The sequence below is a fragment of the Dactylosporangium fulvum genome (assembly GCF_025137375.1).
GTDB lineage: Bacteria > Actinomycetota > Actinomycetes > Mycobacteriales > Micromonosporaceae > Dactylosporangium > Dactylosporangium fulvum.
In genome coordinates, this window is sequence record NZ_CP073720.1 from 481,726 (window position 1) to 496,237 (window position 14,512).

Here is a 14,512-nt window from a genome sequence, read left to right on the forward strand (position 1 = left end):
GCGGCCCGGCCCCGCCGCGGCTGTGCTTCCTAGCCGCCGTCTGCTGACCATCACCCGAACATAGGGGCCTGTGGCAGGTGTACGGCGATGTCCATGCCGCCGGTCGGCTGGGCGGTGCTGGAGATCTCTCCGTCGTGTGCGGTGACGACCGCGTGGACGATGGACAGGCCGAGCCCGGTCCCGCGGGTGCCGTTGGCGGCGCCTCGGATGAACGGTTCGAACAGCCGTCGTTCCTCGTCCGGTGTGACCGGCGGGCCGGTGTTGACGACTCGCAGGAACGCGTGCCCGTTCGCGGTGCCGGAGGTGATCGTGACGTGTCCGCCGGTGTGGTTGTAGCGCAGGGCGTTGTCCAGCAGGTTGCCGGCCATCCGTTCCAGCAGTACCGGCTCGCCGCTGGCCAGTGCCGGCCGCAGGTCGGCCCGCAGGGTGACGGCCCCATTGGCTGCCGGGTCGGCGGCGCTGGCGATCGCCGCGGCGGCGACCTCGGCCAGGTCCACGGGCGTCCGGCGGGGCGGGCCGGCTTGGCTGCGGGCCAGGATCAGGAGCCCGTCGAGGGTGCGCTGGCTGGTTTCGACGGCGGCGGCGATGTCGCCGGCCATCGCGACGAGTTCGGCCCGGTCGGGTTCGCCGTCGAGGGTGACGTCGATGGCGGTGCGCATGGTGGTGAGCGGGGTACGCAGTTCGTGTGCGGCGTTGGCGACGAACAGCCGCTGACTGTTCAGCACCCGGTCGCGTTCGGCGATGCCGTGCTGGATGCGGTCCAGCATGCCGTTGATGGTGGTGGCCAGCGTGGCGAGTTCGTCGGCGGGTTGGCGGACGGGTACCCGTTCGGACAGGTTCTCCGCGGAGAGCCGGTTCGCGGTGCCGGAGATCGTGCGGATGGGGCGCAGTATCCGTCCGGCTACCAGCCAGCCGGTCAGCCCGGCCAGCGCGGTCACCACCAGCAGTGCCGGCGCGGCCTGGGTCAGCAGTTTGGACATCGCCTCGTCGATACGCAGCCGCAGGCTGTGAAACAGCAGCAGGTATGTCAGGGCCGTGAGCAGCGATCCGGCGGCCAGTACCAGGCCGGTGTATAGCAGCGCGAGACGGCTGCGGGCGGTCGGTCGCCAGGTCATGGGGCGATCCGGTATCCGGCGCCGGTTACGGTTTCGATCAGTGGTGGATCGCCGAGCTTGCGGCGCAGGGTGCTGACGGTGATCCGCACGGCGTTGGTGAACGGGTCGGCGTGCTCGTCCCACACTTTGTCCAGCAGCGTTTCGGTGCTCACCAGGTCGCCGTCGGCGGCGAGCAGCCGTTCCAGCACCCCGAACTCCTTCGGGGTCAGCGACAGCAGCCGACCATCCCGTTCGGCGGTGCGCCGGGACGGGTCGAGTTCGACATCCCGCGCGCACAGCACCGGAGGGCGGGCCGGGGTGCTGCGCCGGGCCAGCGCACGCACCCGGGCGACCAGCTCGGCGAACGCGAACGGCTTGCCCAGGTAGTCGTCGGCGCCCAGGGCCAGCCCGTCCACCCGGTCGGACACGGCACCGGACGCGGTGAGCATCAGCACCCGGGCGGTGCCGCGCTGCGCCAACAGCCGGCACACGGTGTCACCGTGCACCACCGGAAGGTCCCGGTCCAGGACCACCACGTCATACGGGGTGATGTCGCATTTGTTCAGCGCCTGCTGACCGTCGTGTGCCACGTCCACGGCGCAGCCGTGCTTGCGCAGCCCGGCCGCGATGTACGCGGCCAGCGGCTGCTCGTCCTCGACCAGCAGCACCCGCATCCACCCAGTATCCCCGGCACCGCATATGGGTGGCGTATGGGCCGGCGATCGGTCGCCGATAGGCGGTCGCCGGTAGACCTGCAACGGTTCGTTTGTCGATCGGGAAAGGACCGTGATCATGGATTCGGATTCGGTACTCGGTATCGACCGGCGGCGGCTAGTCAGATGGGGAGGGTTGGCGGCCCTGACCTCGCACGCGTGCCGGCCGGCTGTCAACGTGAGACACCCCGTTCATTGGACTCCACCGGGCATGAGGATCTTCCGCAACGACGGAGGCGGATCATGAAGATCACATCAGCCGCCCGCTGGCCCGCCGTCGTCCTGCTCTTCACCGCAGCGCTCGTCACGCCCAGCCACGCAGCCCAGGCCGCGCCAGTCAACTGCCTCGCGCCGGTGCCGAGTACCACCCGGCCCGGTTATTCAATCGCCGATCCTAACTGCGACCTCAACGGCACCCCGTTCCAGCCGCTCACCGACGCGAGCGGCAACCCCGTCAGCAAGACATACACCGGCATTGAGGACGGCGCCGCCTTCCGTATGGAGGTGCCGTTGAACTGGAACGGCGAACTCGTCGTGTTCGCCCACGGCTACCGAGGCGCCGGCGCCACCGTGCGGGTCGACAACCCCGACCTGCGGGCCCACTACGTGGCCCGGGGCTTCGCCTGGGCCGCGTCCAGCTATCAGACCAACGGCTACGACGTCGGGCAGGGCGTGCGCGACTCGCACGCGCTGATCGCCCAGTTCGCCCGCGTCCACGGCACCGCGGCCCACAATGTCTACCTGACAGGCGGGTCGATGGGGGGCCACGTCACGGTCGTTGCGATCGAGCAGTTCCGCGGCTCGTTCGTCGGGGCCATGCCGTACTGTGGCGCCCTCGACGGCGTCAAGCTGTTCGACTACTTCCTCGACGCGACGGTGACCGCGGCCGCGCTGGCGCGCGTCCCCGTGCAGTTCCCGCTGGAACCGTCGGCGGACTTCCCGACCACCTTCCGCGCGACGGTGGACGACATCACGGCAGCGCTTGGCGTCGACGTCGGGCGGCCACCGAACCTGACCCCTGCCGGGCGGCAGTGGTCGGATGCGGTCGAGCGGCGCTCCGGCGGTGAGCGGCCCGGCTTCGAGAGTACGTTCGCGTACTGGAACGCGATCAGAGGGCTGAGGCCGAACAACGACATGCCGTTCCTGTTCGGGCTCTACCCCGGCCTTGACGGCGGCACGGCCGGCATCGCGGACGGCAACATTACGTCCAATCGGTCCACCTGGTACGAACTGGACGATCACTGGCTGCCGAGCGCGGATGAGATCAAGCTGAACCTGACGGCGCTCCGGGTCGACCGCACGGCCCAGCCGAGCCCGGACCTCAGCGGCGTGCCGCGTGTGCACGGCGATCCACGCATTCCCGTGCTGTCGCTGCACAACGTCGGCGACCTGTTCGTGCCGTTCTCGTTGGAACAGGTCTACGCGGCCGCCGCCGGATCGCACGGGCATTCGCGGCTGTTCGTATCGCGCGCGATACGAGCCAACGGGCACTGCGACTTCACCGGTGCCGAGCTGGCACAGGGCTTCGACGACCTGGTGAGCTGGGTCCGCACCGGGCACCGTCCGGCCGGGGACGCCATCCTCGACCGGCGCGTGGTGGCCCGCGACGACTTCGGCTGCCAGTTCACTGTCGGCGTCCGGGCGGACTTCGTCGCACCCGCCTGCCCTGACCTCTACCCGCACGGATCTTACGGCGGCGGCGGAACAAACCACCAAACAACAGCCACAGATCCATCCACAGTTGCAAGCGGCGCGGTTCAGGCGGGTTCATCCCAGCCCGGTAGTGGTGGACATAGGCCGCCGCGGCAGAGCATGGCCATGCCGATTAGGGCTTCGGCGCAGTGATAGCCCTCGTAGTAGTACTCGCATGCGGACGTTGTCGGCCGTGATGCAGGCGTTGAACAGGCCGCTGTCGAGGCGTGTTCAACGCCCCGGCAGCGGACGGTCGGGCCAGCCGCCGGGAAGGGTGGGCTGGACAGATGTCACGGCCGGACAGAAGCGGAGGCGGCATGATCAAGGGATGGCACGGCTGGGTCGGTACGTTCACTGGCGTGGCACTCATCACGGTGGCGGTACTACCGTTGGCCGCGCTGGCGGTGTGGGCTCTGGCACGCCGTCGCGGTGTCACCGGCATCAAGCCGGCGTGGGCGTGGCGGTTGTCGCTGGCAGAGGCCGGCATCGTCTACGGGACGGTGCCGTGGATATGGATGATTATGTTGCCGGGCGCCCGGGCCGGCGCCGTCCCCGGTCGGGTGAGCCTGGTACCGCTGCGGGATCTGTTTACGATCCTCGCCGACCGAGGGCCGGTGACGCTGACCGGCCAGGTCGTCGCCAACCTGCTGGTATTCGCGGCTCTGGGTTTCTTCGCCCCACTGCGGTTCGCGGCGCTGGCGTCGGTATCGCGAATCCTGACGCTCGCGGCGGGCTGCTCGATCCTGGTCGAGACCGCGCAGTACGTCCTGCATCTGGACCGGGTGTCCTCTGTGGACGACGTACTACTCAACACCGCAGGCGCCGGGCTGGCCGCGCTGGCGTCGCGCCGCTGGTGGCGCGCTACGGCCAGATCATCGTCATTTCAACCTCGATCGGCCACGGCCCCGGGACGCTGAGCCACCCGCGGTACTCCGGTCAGCGGCCCGGCTGGCCCTCTGCGCGCCACCATCGCCTTCGGCGCGGTCCTCGGCGTCGTCGATGGTCGATGCGACATCCACGTCGGTACTCGACGGTGTGCCGGGCGCGGAAATACGACGAGGACGGTGGTGGGCCGAACGCGGGGCACCCTCGGCTGCATTTCAACCCGGCTTTTTCCATCCGGGCGGCTGACGTGGCCGTACAGCTGGCCACCGGTCGCCGCCCGGTTGCCGCAACCGTCGGGGATCTGCCGCGCTCCGCGCGTGCAAGGTCAGTTCAAAGAGTTGTAGGACCAGGCGATGGTCACGTCCGGCTTCATCCGTAACCACAGCGTCGAGGCTGGCGAGTTGTCCGGAAAGTCCACACGTAGCAGCTCGCGGCCATGGATGCGCTCGACCCCGACGCTGCACACGCCCCGAAGATCGAGGTCGAGTAGCTCGGCGCCGGAGACGGCATGCAGCCGCAGCCGGACGAGCTCGTACCCCGGCTCGATGTCCATCTCGATGTCATGGCCAGCCCGCGTGGTCCTGAACGTGACCGACGTGTATGGCCACAGTTCCCGCCAGTCGAACTCATAGCCCGTCGCGCGCTCGTCCTCGGCGTACCGGTAGACCGGCTCGGCCTCGAACAACCAGATCAAGTCCTCGTAGCTGGGCACCGGCTCCATGGCCATCAACGAATGATCCCACGCGCCGATGGTGTCCCAACGGCATCCGCATAATGCCGCCGTCCGTGCGCGCCGGCCTGACCGCACGCGGACACTCCACGTAGTTGTCGGCCCTGGGTTTAGCATCCGCGCGGCGCCCAGAGATGCTGATGAGTGTGTAAGGCAGGACGCCCGATCGGACACGCGTAGAACGGCACAGGGCAGACTGAGCCGGCCGTGTCACGCTATTGCGGGCGGTCGGGGTGGTTGTCGACCGGTAGGCGGTGCGTCACCACGTCGCCGCGCCGTTTGTCCCATTGCCGGAGCGTGGGCAGCGCCACCGTTGCCGCGACCAACCGGATCGCGCCGGCGACCAGCCACGGTGCGGCTAGCCCGAACCATCCGGCGACCAGGCCGCCGAGTACTGCGCCGACTGGCTGGACGCCCCAGGCGACGAGCAGGCCGGCGCTGCTGACCCGGCCGAGCAACTCGACCGGCACGGTGCGCTGGCGCAGCGAGCCGACCGCGACGTTCCACAGTGACGCACCGAACGAGGTCACGGTGGCCAGCGTGGCCACGATGGGGAGGTTGGACCCGAACAACCCGATGCAGATCATCGCAGCCGGGGTCGTGAAGATGGTCATGGTGGCGACCGCCCGTCCGCCGAACCTCGCGACAAGCCGGTCGCTCAGTAGCCCACCGCAGACGCCGCCCGCGGCCATGAGCGCGACGAGCACGCCGTACCCGATCTCGTCGAGCCCGAGTCGTTGCCGGGCGAAGAGGACCAATGTCGGGACGGCCATGAAGCTGGCCAGGTTTGCGGCCGCGGACAGCAGCGACAGCGTGCGGATCAGCCGGTGGCGGGCAAGCCAGCGCAGCCCTTCGACGATGTCGCCGCGCAGCGGCCGCCGCTGTCCGCCGCGCGGTCGGGTCTCGACGGCGATCCGCGCGACGAGCGCCGCGGATATCGCAAACGTGGCCGCGTCTACCCAGAACGGTAGCGCGGTCGCGAACGTGAACAACAGCGCGCCCACGGGCGGGCCGATGAATTGGTGCGTCGTGAAGAACACCGCGTTCTGCCGGCCGTTCGCACGTTCCAGGTGCTCGTCGGGGACCAGCGCGGGCACCAACTTCTGCCCGGCGACCTTCGCTACCGTCTCCGCCACGCCGACGCCGAAGGCTATGGCGTACAGCAGCACGATCGATCCGGTCCGCGCCATCGTCAGCGCGGCGAGCGACGCGAGCAGCAGCGCCTGGACGATCTGGACACCGACCATCGCGCGGCGGGCGTCGGCACGGTCCACGTAGGCGCCGGCCGGCAGCGCGGTGAGTAGCCAGGGCAGCGTGCCCCAGGCGGTGACACCGGCGATCAGACGCGGGTCGGTCGTCATCGTCGCGGCCAGCAACGGCAACGCCGCGAGCAACGCACCGTCGCCAACAGTGGACACCGCTGAGGCGCTCAGCAGCAACCGCCAGCCGCGCCGCGTTGCTGGGCGACCGACGGACGTGCCGACACTCGGGGCTGTCATCGTCATGGCAGAAGCCTGGGGCGTCCCCCAGGACAACAGTTAGCATTTAGCGTTCGCTAAATCATGGGAGACGGGATGGAGATCCGTATCCGGCTCGGCGGCCCGGAACTCGCCCGGGTGAGGTTCGCGATGTCGCCGGCGTACGAGACGGTCACCGCGCTGCGGGTCTTGCGCCAGCCAGGCGTCCACGCGGTACACGTGCCGTGGGTGCGGTGGGCCCGCCCGCGGGTGACCGCCCTGCCGGATCTTGCGCTGTTGCGGGCGCTGGTGGCCCATGACCGATACACGCCGGCGTTCCTGATCCCTCCACCCAGCACACGCCTGCCCGACCTGGATGCCGAGCTGCGTCGGATCCGTGCCACGCCGACCGCGCTCGTCCATCGCAATATCGAACGGCTGATGCCCAGGTCCACCTTGATCCGGACGCTGCACGACGACCCTCGCGGCGGGCTTCGCCGGGTGGCCGAGGCGCTGCGCCACCTGTACGACGCCATCGTGGCGCCCCACTGGCCACGCATCAGCCGCGTACTCGAGGCGGACATCACCCACCGCGCCGGCATCCTCGTCGCCGGTGGTGTCGCGACGCTGTTCGCCGGACTGCACCCGGAGGTGAGGTGGACCGACGGTGAGCTGCTCCTGTATCCGGGACAACCGGACGGTACCGCCGTCGCGCTGGGCGGCCACGGACTCGTGCTCTGCCCGAGCGTCTTCTGCTGGCCCCGGGTCACCGCAGCGATCCGACCGGTCGCGGAGGGCACGTTACGCTATCCGGCTCGCGGGGTCGCCACGCTGTGGGAGTTCCGCGAGCCTGCGCCCGACGCGCTCGCCGCCCTTATCGGGCGGACCCGGGCCGGAATGCTCGCGGCACTCGCCGCGCCCGCCACCACCACCGAGCTGGCCGCAACGCTCGCGGTCACGCCGGGCGCGGTCTCCCAACACCTCGCGGTACTACGCGCCGCCGGACTCGTCACCACACGACGCGACGGACGCACCGTGCTGCACCTGCGCACCGCACGCGCCGAGACGCTACTCGCCTGAGCCCACGCGGGAACCCTGGCCCAGGCACCGACGCTACGGTGCGATGACCAACTTCGAGACTAGGGCGTGTCTCGTGGATCATCGGTATCGAATGCGGTAGATAGACGACTGCGTCTCGACGGCATGAGCTGACTGATGAGGAATGGGCGTTGCTGCAGCGGTCGCTGGCGGGACCATCGCACGGTGGACTCGGCGACCCTGTTCCGGGAACGGACTGGGATCACCTGGCGGGACCTGCCCGAGCGGTTCGGTCCGTGGAAGACGGTCTACCAGCGTAAACGTCGCTGGACAGGTTTCCAAGCGGGTCGCCATGTCGGGGTGGTTGGTCGCAGGCGCGGCGAACGGCGCTGATCACCTCGGTCCCCAGGCGGCGATCGCCTCCTGTGGAGACGTTGCGGCTGCACAGCCGGCGATGCGGTCCGTCCACGCGCGCACGATGTCGCGAAGTTGCGCAGGCTCCCGCACGACGAAGGGCAGTGCGAGCCCGGCCAGGACACCGGGAACCCAGTCGAGCCGCTCCGCCCGTAGCCGCACGAGAACCCAGTCCGCGCCGTCGCCGACGTCCGGTTCGATGCTGACGATTCCGCCGATTCCGCGCGGCAGCCGCGCCCGTACCTCGTCGGCCGTGCCCTGCACAGCGACGGCGACCTCATGCCGCCATGGCGTGGCGGCCAGGCTCGTCAGGACCACATCGGCGGGCTGGAAGCCCTCGGGCACCGCGAAGGTGCCGTGCGCGATTCGCACCTGCGCGATGCGGTCGAGCCGAAAGGTACGCAGTTCTCTGGACGCGGAGTCGGTGCCGGTCACGTACCAGCGCCCGGAGTGCGCGACGAGCCCGTAAGGATGCACGGTGCGCTCACTGCGCCGTCCGGTGCGGTCGGTGTAGCTGATGACCGCAGGTTGCTGCTGTCGCGTCGCTTCCGCCAGCCGCAGCATGACTGCGGCCTCCGGCGTCGGCACCTCACGCCCGGGTGAGGTGAAGTCGGTGGTCGCGAACAGCGCACCGAGCCGGGAGGCCAGCGCTTTCGGCAGTACCCTCCGTACCTTGGCGGCCGCGGTTTCGGCCGCTTCCCGCGATGTCGACACCAGGCCGGCTCGGCGGCCCGCCACCAGGCCGAGCAGGACCGCAAGTGCTTCCTCATCGGTCAGCATGAGCGGTGGCATCCGGAATCCGGGAGCCAGCCGGTAACCGCCGTAGCGGCCCCGCACCGATTCGACCGGCACTTCGAGATCAAGCAGGTGGTCGGCGTAGCGGCGTACGGTGCGCTCGTCGACGCCGAGGCGTTCGGCCAGGTCAGAAGCAGTGTGAGTGCCGCCGGCCTGCAGGATTTCGAGGAGGGCGAGCACCCGTGCGGTCGGCCGTGTCATGGTCAGATTCTTTCTCGATACCGGGCGGATTGTGCCCGGTATCGGTCCTAGCGTCTTGCTTGCCAACCCCGCAACGAGGAGAAACGTCATGAAATTCGTGTCGGTCCGCATCATCACCGACCAGGTCGACTGTCTCACGGAGTTCTACGAGCAGGTCACCGGACAGACCGCCCGCCGCTACACGCCTGACTTCGCTGAGATCGTTCTGCCGGGGGCGACACTGGCGATCGGCAGCACCGCAACGGTCAAGCTCTTTGGCGAAGGCTCGGCCGAGCCGGCCGCCAACCGGACGGCGATCGTCGAGTTCCGCGTGGACGACGTTGACGCCGAGTTCGCCCGGCTGCGCGACATGATCGGCGAGTTCGTCCAAGACCCGACCACGATGCCCTGGGGCAACCGATCACTGCTGTTCCGCGACCCCGACGGAACGCTGGTCAACCTATTCACGCCGATCAGCGCCGAGGCGATTGCCCGGCAGCAACACTAGGTCGCGTGCGGACGAAGCCGATGAGAGTGCGTCCGCATGATTGTCGAGAGCCGTGTGCGCGATGCCTGGATGATCTGCCTGTGAGGCGGAGAGGTTGCGTGTCAGTTCAGGAGCTTCTCTGTGAGGTCCATCAGCCGTGCGGCGTTGCGAGGGTCGAGAGTGGGAAGACTGAGCGGAAGTTGCTTGCCCCGGTCGACGGCGGTCAGCGGCGCGGTGGGCGGCGTGTCCAGAAACTGGTGGATTGGTGCTACCGCGTCGGCGACCGGCCGGGCTACCAACGATGCCATCGCCAGCAGCCCGCGGAGCGCCAGCGGAAGCGGGCTGCGATCTCCGCTCTTCGTGAAGCCGGGATGGTAGAGCACATACCGGGCGCGGCTGCCGGACCGCTGGGCGAAGCCGACGCCTAGGAGGTCGTTGGCTCGACCGGCCTGTAGCTGTGCGGTGATGGTCGAGTAGCCCGCCGCCAGTTGCGGGTCCGTCCAGTGCACCGCGCCTTTGGTGACTCCGACGCCGGCGATATTCACGATCACCGGCGCGGTGGCCTGGTCCAGCGCCGGACGCAGGCCGAAGCTGAGCAGGTATCGGCTGAGGTAGTAGAGCGCGAACGTGCGCTCCAGCCCCTCGGTGGTCAGGGTGCGACGCGGCGCCAGACGGTTGGCAAACAGCGTCAGCGCGTCCACCACCTGGTATCTGGTCAGGATTTCCTCGATGACCTGCCGTGTCTCGGTCACACTGGACAGGTCGACGGGGAGGAAGGTGATCGAGCCGCCTGCCAGAGCCTCGCCACGTTCGCGGTTGCGGCCGAGCACCAGGACGCGGTCGCCGAGTTCGGCCCGCTCGAGGGCGAACGCGCGTCCCATCCCGTTCGTGCCGCCACTGATCACCACGACGCCCACGTCGCCCTCCACTACCCTTGACCGTTGACGTGTTCATCCTGCACAGACGGCCTGCGGAGCCGAAAGAAGGCACTTTCATGTCCACAACGAACACCGGTGTGCCTGCCTCACTACGCGACCATCAACTGCCGAGTCCGATTCCGATCGGCGAGTACGAACGCTGTCCGGTCACCGACGTGCTGCGGCGCGTGAGCGACAAGTGGACGCTGGTGCTGGTCACCCTGCTCGGCCGGCATCCGTATCGATTCAACGAGTTGCATCGGGCCGTTGAGGGCATCAGCCAGCGCATGCTCACTCGAACGTTGCGCACGTTGGAGAGCGACGGCCTCGTCGAACGTGAAGTGTTCCCGACACTGCCGCCGACCGTCGAATACCGCCTGACACCGCTCGGCGTCAGCCTTCTCGAGCCACTCTCCGCGCTGGCCGACTGGGCGGTTGACCACCACGCCGAGATCGCCTCGGTACGTCAGCGCACCATCTGAGACACCGCGTCGCCCACTCATCTGCCGCGGTACGATCGCTATGCGGCATGACAGCCAGTACCGGCGGCTCGGCGCGCAGACATGTCAATGACAGTGCTCTGGGCGCGTGTGGGTGAAGCGCAGGCGACGAGTTCGGGCGTTTGCTTGTAGCTCTTACGCCGGCGGAAGGACCGCTGGGGTGGCGACGGTCCAGCGGGGCACCATCTGCCCGGCGCGGCAGCGCGATACGGCGCGGTCATGCGTGATGGAATCGTCTGGATGACCGGCTGGGCTCCTCGGGCTTCGACACGCTCGATCGCGGGCTGAACGGCCTCGCTGTCTGATCGGGCAGATCAGAATTTCCAGCGTCGAGCTGTCGATTTGTCGGCTCGTTGTTCATCTTACCATCAGCGTAAGGCGTTTTGAGTCAAGCTTTTGGTCGGTGCCTCGGCCGTCGCGTTGGGCTCGTCATACAGGGAGCTCCGATGTCGTATCCTGGCCAACTTTGATTCTTTCGGAGGTTGAGTTGGCTGAGTATCCGCAGGAAGTCACACAGCGCTTCCATGGAACCCCCGAGCAGATGGCTGCCGCCTTGGTAGGCAAGCCCCCAAGGAAGTGGCAGTCCATCGTCGTCGAGGATTACGACCCGGCGTGGGTGGACCGATTCGCTGCTGCCAGCTCGTTGCTCAACAAGGTTCTGGGCGACCTGATCATCAGTGTTGAACACGTTGGGTCCACATCGGTGCCGGGCCTGGCGGCCAAGGCCATCATCGACATCGACCTCCTTATTGAGGACACGACGGACGAGTCCCGCTACATCCCCGCTCTTGAAAGACTCGGGTACCGACTCGTTCTTCGAGAGCCGTGGTGGCATGGGCACCGGATGCTCGTTAGCCCTGCGGAAGACGTCAACCTTCACGTTTGGCCGCAGGATGCGCCTGAGCCTGTACGGCATAGGCTTTTCCGCGACTGGCTGCGCTCGCATCCGGAAGACCGCGAGCTTTACGCCACAACCAAGCGGCGCCTCGCACGGGACACAGCGCATCAACCTAGCGACTACAGCCTGGCGAAGAACGACGTCATCGATGACATCTATGCGCGCATCTTTGCAGCAGCCAGCGAGGAGGGTTGAGGCTGATCCCAAGCCATGGCCAGGCGGATGCACCGGCTGCGGAGGAAGGCGTCCGCTATGCCGCGATCCGCGCGCAATGAAGCGTGACGGGCCGGGCCGACGCTCGGCACCCGCTTTTGCCGAGTTGAGTGCAGGGGATTGCCCGAACAATGGCGTTGCGTTCACTGGGCGACGCCGATATTTTGCCGGCGTGGAGATTGTAACTCGCGCCGATCGGCCCGAGCTGCACGAGGCGGCGGCCGTCGTGTTCCGCGAACGCTGGCCAGAGTTCGTTTTCCACGACGACGTGCCGAAGAGATATATGGGCCGGGTCGAGGAGTACTTCGCGCGATACGACGTCATGGTGCTCGATGGGGGTTCTGTCGTCGCCGGCGGTTGGGGAGTGCCGATGGCCTGGGATGGCAGCGCCGACGACCTACCGTCGGGCTACGACGACGCGTTGATCCGTGCGGTGGACGGCCGAGAAGCCGGCATCGAGCCCACGAGCCTGAGCTTCATGGCGGTTGCCGTGGGCGCATCGCATGACAGGCGCGGTATGGCCGGTGTCGTGCTTGAGGAGTTGGTGCGACGAGCGTGGAGCGACGGCCTTACGCATGTGGTCGCTCCGCTTCGACCGACGTGGAAGCACCGCTACCCGATGGTGTCGATGGCCGAGTACGCCGGATGGAGTCGCCCGGACGGACTCTCGATCGATCCGTGGATCCGCACCCACCAGCGCATGGGGGCCTGGGTGCTCTGTCCAGCTCTGCGGTCGATGGTGATCGAAGGAACCGTCGCTGAATGGGAGAGCTGGGCGGACATGGTGTTTCCCGTCACCCGAGAATATGTAGTCCCCGGAGCGCTCAACCTCGTGCTGATCGATCGGGAACGGGACCGCGGCGTATACGTCGAGGAAAACCTGTGGGTTCAGCACAGATGAACTCGGCGTCAAACCCGTAATGGGACGGCCTGCGCTGGTTAGCCAACGAGTGCTGACCGCGCGCATCTGCCGCTGACCGCGCTGACTGCAGCAGGTGCTCGTCCTCGATCGACGCCGGACTGCGGCTGCCGGCTTGCCTGGGACACCGAAGAGGATCAGACGCGAGAAGGTGCCGCGAGAAGTGCTCGACGCGTGGTCAGACCGCACGATCTTCCATCTGCTTCTGTCGATGTCGGCACGTGGAGGGCGGGAGCGGAGACGGAGCGACGTGCCACCATCACACGCCGCCGACCGGCCCCATCGTTACCGTGGTCAGTGTTCCCGCCGGCGGATCTTGATGTTGTCGAGGTCGGTTGACACCGATTGAAGGTCGCGGTAGTCGGCACCGAGTCCCTGGACGGCGGCTGCGGCGAGCGCTTCTGCCCTGCCGATCACGACTGCTTCCTTGTCCTCCTCGGTGGCCGGGACCACGCAGCGGAAGGTGAACGCGAGCAGGGATCGCTCGTAGGTCACGGTGCCTTCCTCGGTGAACTTTGCCTGGAACACGTCGTGTTCGTCAGCCTTGGCGAGCAGGTTGGCCCGCTGTTCGTCATCGAGTGGCGCGAACTTGCCGCGCACGATGACCTGATATGTCTTACCGGCCATGAGCGGGGACCTCCGGATCTGGCTGAGTGTCGCGACATCGTCGGTCGGCGGGCTGGTGCGGCGGGCAAATCACCGCCGCCATGCCGCTGGTCGATCGAAACGCCGCTGACGACCCTATCGGGAGAGTTCGGGAACGGCAGAGGCATTTTCACAGCGGTCGGCGACCCTGCTCCGCCAAGCGCAGACCACGTCCTCTCATGGCGATCCGTGCTACGGAACGTCACGGCGAGTTGGGTCGCAGAATTCTCGGACATGGCCGAATTGAGGATGTTGGATCATCGCGGGTCTTCATGCTGGCAGAGAGCAGCGCTCAGCGCGTTACGGCTCTGCGGGCGGTCGAACCGACTGGAGGTACCGGCTCACGGGTCGAAGGGTCAGCAGCAACGTCGCGCTGAGTAGGCAGGCGAGCCAGCCGAGGTTGACGGCCAGCGTGACGTCGCCGAACCAGCCCGGCAGGATTCGGTCCATCCGTTGGGTCACGGGGTCGGTGCTGTCGGCGCCGCCGAGGGAATCCGCCAGGGTGGCGACGTTCACGGAGGGCAGCACAGCATCAGCCCGCTCACCATCCACGTCGCGGTCCGGCTGGTGCGTCGGCCGCGCAGGTTCTGCACGGCGATGACTACCAGCGAGATGGCACCGACGATCCGAAGCAACACGATGAACAGGCCAAGCATGAGGGTCACCGCTGCGAACGCGGTCGCGTTCTCGATTTCGTTCGCGTTGACGGCCGCCCAGTACGCCTCGTCATGTGCTTGCTCCCAGCGGTAGGACAACCACAGATCGGCCGTGCCCAGCACCGCCCCGATCGCAAGCAGCCAGCTCGATACCGTGACGGCCACCGGACGGCGCATCGTCAGCCCCTGTGCCACACCGCGATGATCGCACGCCCGACGATCACGGAGCGGGGTGGCGGCCAGACACTGTCAGTGGCAAGAGGCCGACGCCCACGAGAG

General features: G+C 67.8%; 16 protein-coding genes and 1 pseudogene. 8 read left to right on the forward strand and 9 right to left on the reverse strand.

Annotation, left to right across the window (positions count from 1 at the left end):
- Positions 1–50: 50 nt before the first annotated feature.
- On the reverse strand, positions 51–1,115 hold the full coding sequence (locus Dfulv_RS02220; protein WP_259860926.1) for a sensor histidine kinase: 1,065 nt from the start codon (positions 1,113–1,115) through the stop codon (positions 51–53).
- On the reverse strand, positions 1,112–1,768 hold the full coding sequence (locus Dfulv_RS02225; RefSeq protein ID WP_259860927.1) for a response regulator transcription factor: 657 nt from the start codon (positions 1,766–1,768) through the stop codon (positions 1,112–1,114). Before Dfulv_RS02225 ends, Dfulv_RS02220 begins: the two co-directional genes overlap by 4 nt.
- A gap of 282 nt (positions 1,769–2,050) precedes the next feature.
- Between Dfulv_RS02225 and Dfulv_RS02230 the strand changes: the two genes are divergently transcribed.
- Positions 2,051–3,652, forward strand: coding sequence for a phthalyl amidase (locus Dfulv_RS02230; RefSeq protein WP_259860928.1), 1,602 nt, complete (start codon positions 2,051–2,053; stop codon positions 3,650–3,652).
- A gap of 134 nt (positions 3,653–3,786) precedes the next feature.
- On the forward strand, positions 3,787–4,416 hold the full coding sequence (locus tag Dfulv_RS02235; RefSeq protein WP_259860929.1) for a VanZ family protein: 630 nt from the start codon (positions 3,787–3,789) through the stop codon (positions 4,414–4,416).
- Positions 4,417–4,709: 293 nt separating this feature from the next.
- Here the strand turns inward: Dfulv_RS02235 and Dfulv_RS02240 are convergent, their stop codons facing one another.
- Together Dfulv_RS02240 and Dfulv_RS02245 are read right to left on the reverse strand one after the other, a co-directional pair.
- Positions 4,710–5,111 (reverse strand): hypothetical protein, encoded by a 402-nt coding sequence (locus Dfulv_RS02240; RefSeq protein WP_259860930.1) that lies wholly within the window; start codon positions 5,109–5,111, stop codon positions 4,710–4,712.
- Between the two features lie 218 nt (positions 5,112–5,329).
- Positions 5,330–6,619 carry an MFS transporter gene (locus Dfulv_RS02245; RefSeq protein WP_259860931.1) on the reverse strand — a complete coding sequence of 430 codons (1,290 nt, stop codon included), beginning with the start codon at positions 6,617–6,619 and terminating at the stop codon, positions 5,330–5,332.
- 69 nt (positions 6,620–6,688) lie between these two features.
- On the opposite strand from Dfulv_RS02245, the gene Dfulv_RS02250 reads away from it, so the two are divergent.
- Together Dfulv_RS02250 and Dfulv_RS02255 are read left to right on the forward strand one after the other, a co-directional pair.
- Positions 6,689–7,651 carry an ArsR/SmtB family transcription factor gene (locus tag Dfulv_RS02250; protein ID WP_259860932.1) on the forward strand — a complete coding sequence of 321 codons (963 nt, stop codon included), beginning with the start codon at positions 6,689–6,691 and terminating at the stop codon, positions 7,649–7,651.
- 128 nt (positions 7,652–7,779) lie between these two features.
- Positions 7,780–7,942: pseudogene (locus tag Dfulv_RS02255) on the forward strand (transposase); the annotation flags it as partial.
- A 60-nt stretch (positions 7,943–8,002) separates the two neighbouring features.
- Here the strand turns inward: Dfulv_RS02255 and Dfulv_RS02260 are convergent.
- Complete coding sequence (locus Dfulv_RS02260; protein ID WP_319805751.1) at positions 8,003–9,109, reverse strand: helix-turn-helix transcriptional regulator; 1,107 nt, start codon at positions 9,107–9,109, stop codon at positions 8,003–8,005.
- Here Dfulv_RS02260 and Dfulv_RS02265 point away from each other — a divergent pair.
- Entirely contained in the window at positions 9,108–9,506 is a 399-nt protein-coding gene (locus Dfulv_RS02265; protein WP_259860933.1) for a VOC family protein, read from the forward strand. The two genes, Dfulv_RS02260 and Dfulv_RS02265, sit on opposite strands and share 2 nt — an antisense overlap.
- A 101-nt stretch (positions 9,507–9,607) precedes the next feature.
- Here Dfulv_RS02265 and Dfulv_RS02270 read toward each other — a convergent pair whose 3' ends face one another.
- Positions 9,608–10,402 carry an SDR family NAD(P)-dependent oxidoreductase gene (locus Dfulv_RS02270; RefSeq protein ID WP_259860934.1) on the reverse strand — a complete coding sequence of 265 codons (795 nt, stop codon included), beginning with the start codon at positions 10,400–10,402 and terminating at the stop codon, positions 9,608–9,610.
- A 29-nt stretch (positions 10,403–10,431) separates the two neighbouring features.
- Here Dfulv_RS02270 and Dfulv_RS02275 point away from each other — a divergent pair, with 29 nt between their 5' ends.
- The 3 genes from Dfulv_RS02275 to Dfulv_RS02285 all read left to right on the forward strand — a co-directional run bounded on the left by Dfulv_RS02275 (position 10,432) and on the right by Dfulv_RS02285 (position 12,914).
- A complete protein-coding gene (locus tag Dfulv_RS02275) occupies positions 10,432–10,884 on the forward strand; it encodes a winged helix-turn-helix transcriptional regulator (RefSeq protein ID WP_259860935.1) in 453 nt (150 codons plus the stop codon).
- Between the two features lie 505 nt (positions 10,885–11,389).
- Positions 11,390–11,995 (forward strand): GrpB family protein, encoded by a 606-nt coding sequence (locus Dfulv_RS02280; RefSeq protein WP_259860936.1) that lies wholly within the window; start codon positions 11,390–11,392, stop codon positions 11,993–11,995.
- A gap of 190 nt (positions 11,996–12,185) precedes the next feature.
- Positions 12,186–12,914, forward strand: coding sequence for a hypothetical protein (locus tag Dfulv_RS02285; protein ID WP_259860937.1), 729 nt, complete (start codon positions 12,186–12,188; stop codon positions 12,912–12,914).
- A gap of 312 nt (positions 12,915–13,226) precedes the next feature.
- Here Dfulv_RS02285 and Dfulv_RS02290 read toward each other — a convergent pair whose 3' ends face one another.
- The 3 genes from Dfulv_RS02290 to Dfulv_RS02300 all read right to left on the reverse strand — a co-directional run bounded on the left by Dfulv_RS02290 (position 13,227) and on the right by Dfulv_RS02300 (position 14,428).
- Entirely contained in the window at positions 13,227–13,532 is a 306-nt protein-coding gene (locus Dfulv_RS02290; protein ID WP_259860938.1) for a DUF6204 family protein, read from the reverse strand.
- Between the two features lie 345 nt (positions 13,533–13,877).
- Positions 13,878–14,093, reverse strand: coding sequence for a hypothetical protein (locus tag Dfulv_RS02295; protein WP_259860939.1), 216 nt, complete (start codon positions 14,091–14,093; stop codon positions 13,878–13,880).
- The gene (locus tag Dfulv_RS02300) at positions 14,090–14,428 is read right to left on the reverse strand and encodes a hypothetical protein (RefSeq protein WP_259860940.1); all 339 of its coding nucleotides are present in this window, start codon (positions 14,426–14,428) and stop codon (positions 14,090–14,092) included. Before Dfulv_RS02300 ends, Dfulv_RS02295 begins: the two co-directional genes overlap by 4 nt.
- Between the last annotated feature and the right edge of the window lie 84 nt (positions 14,429–14,512).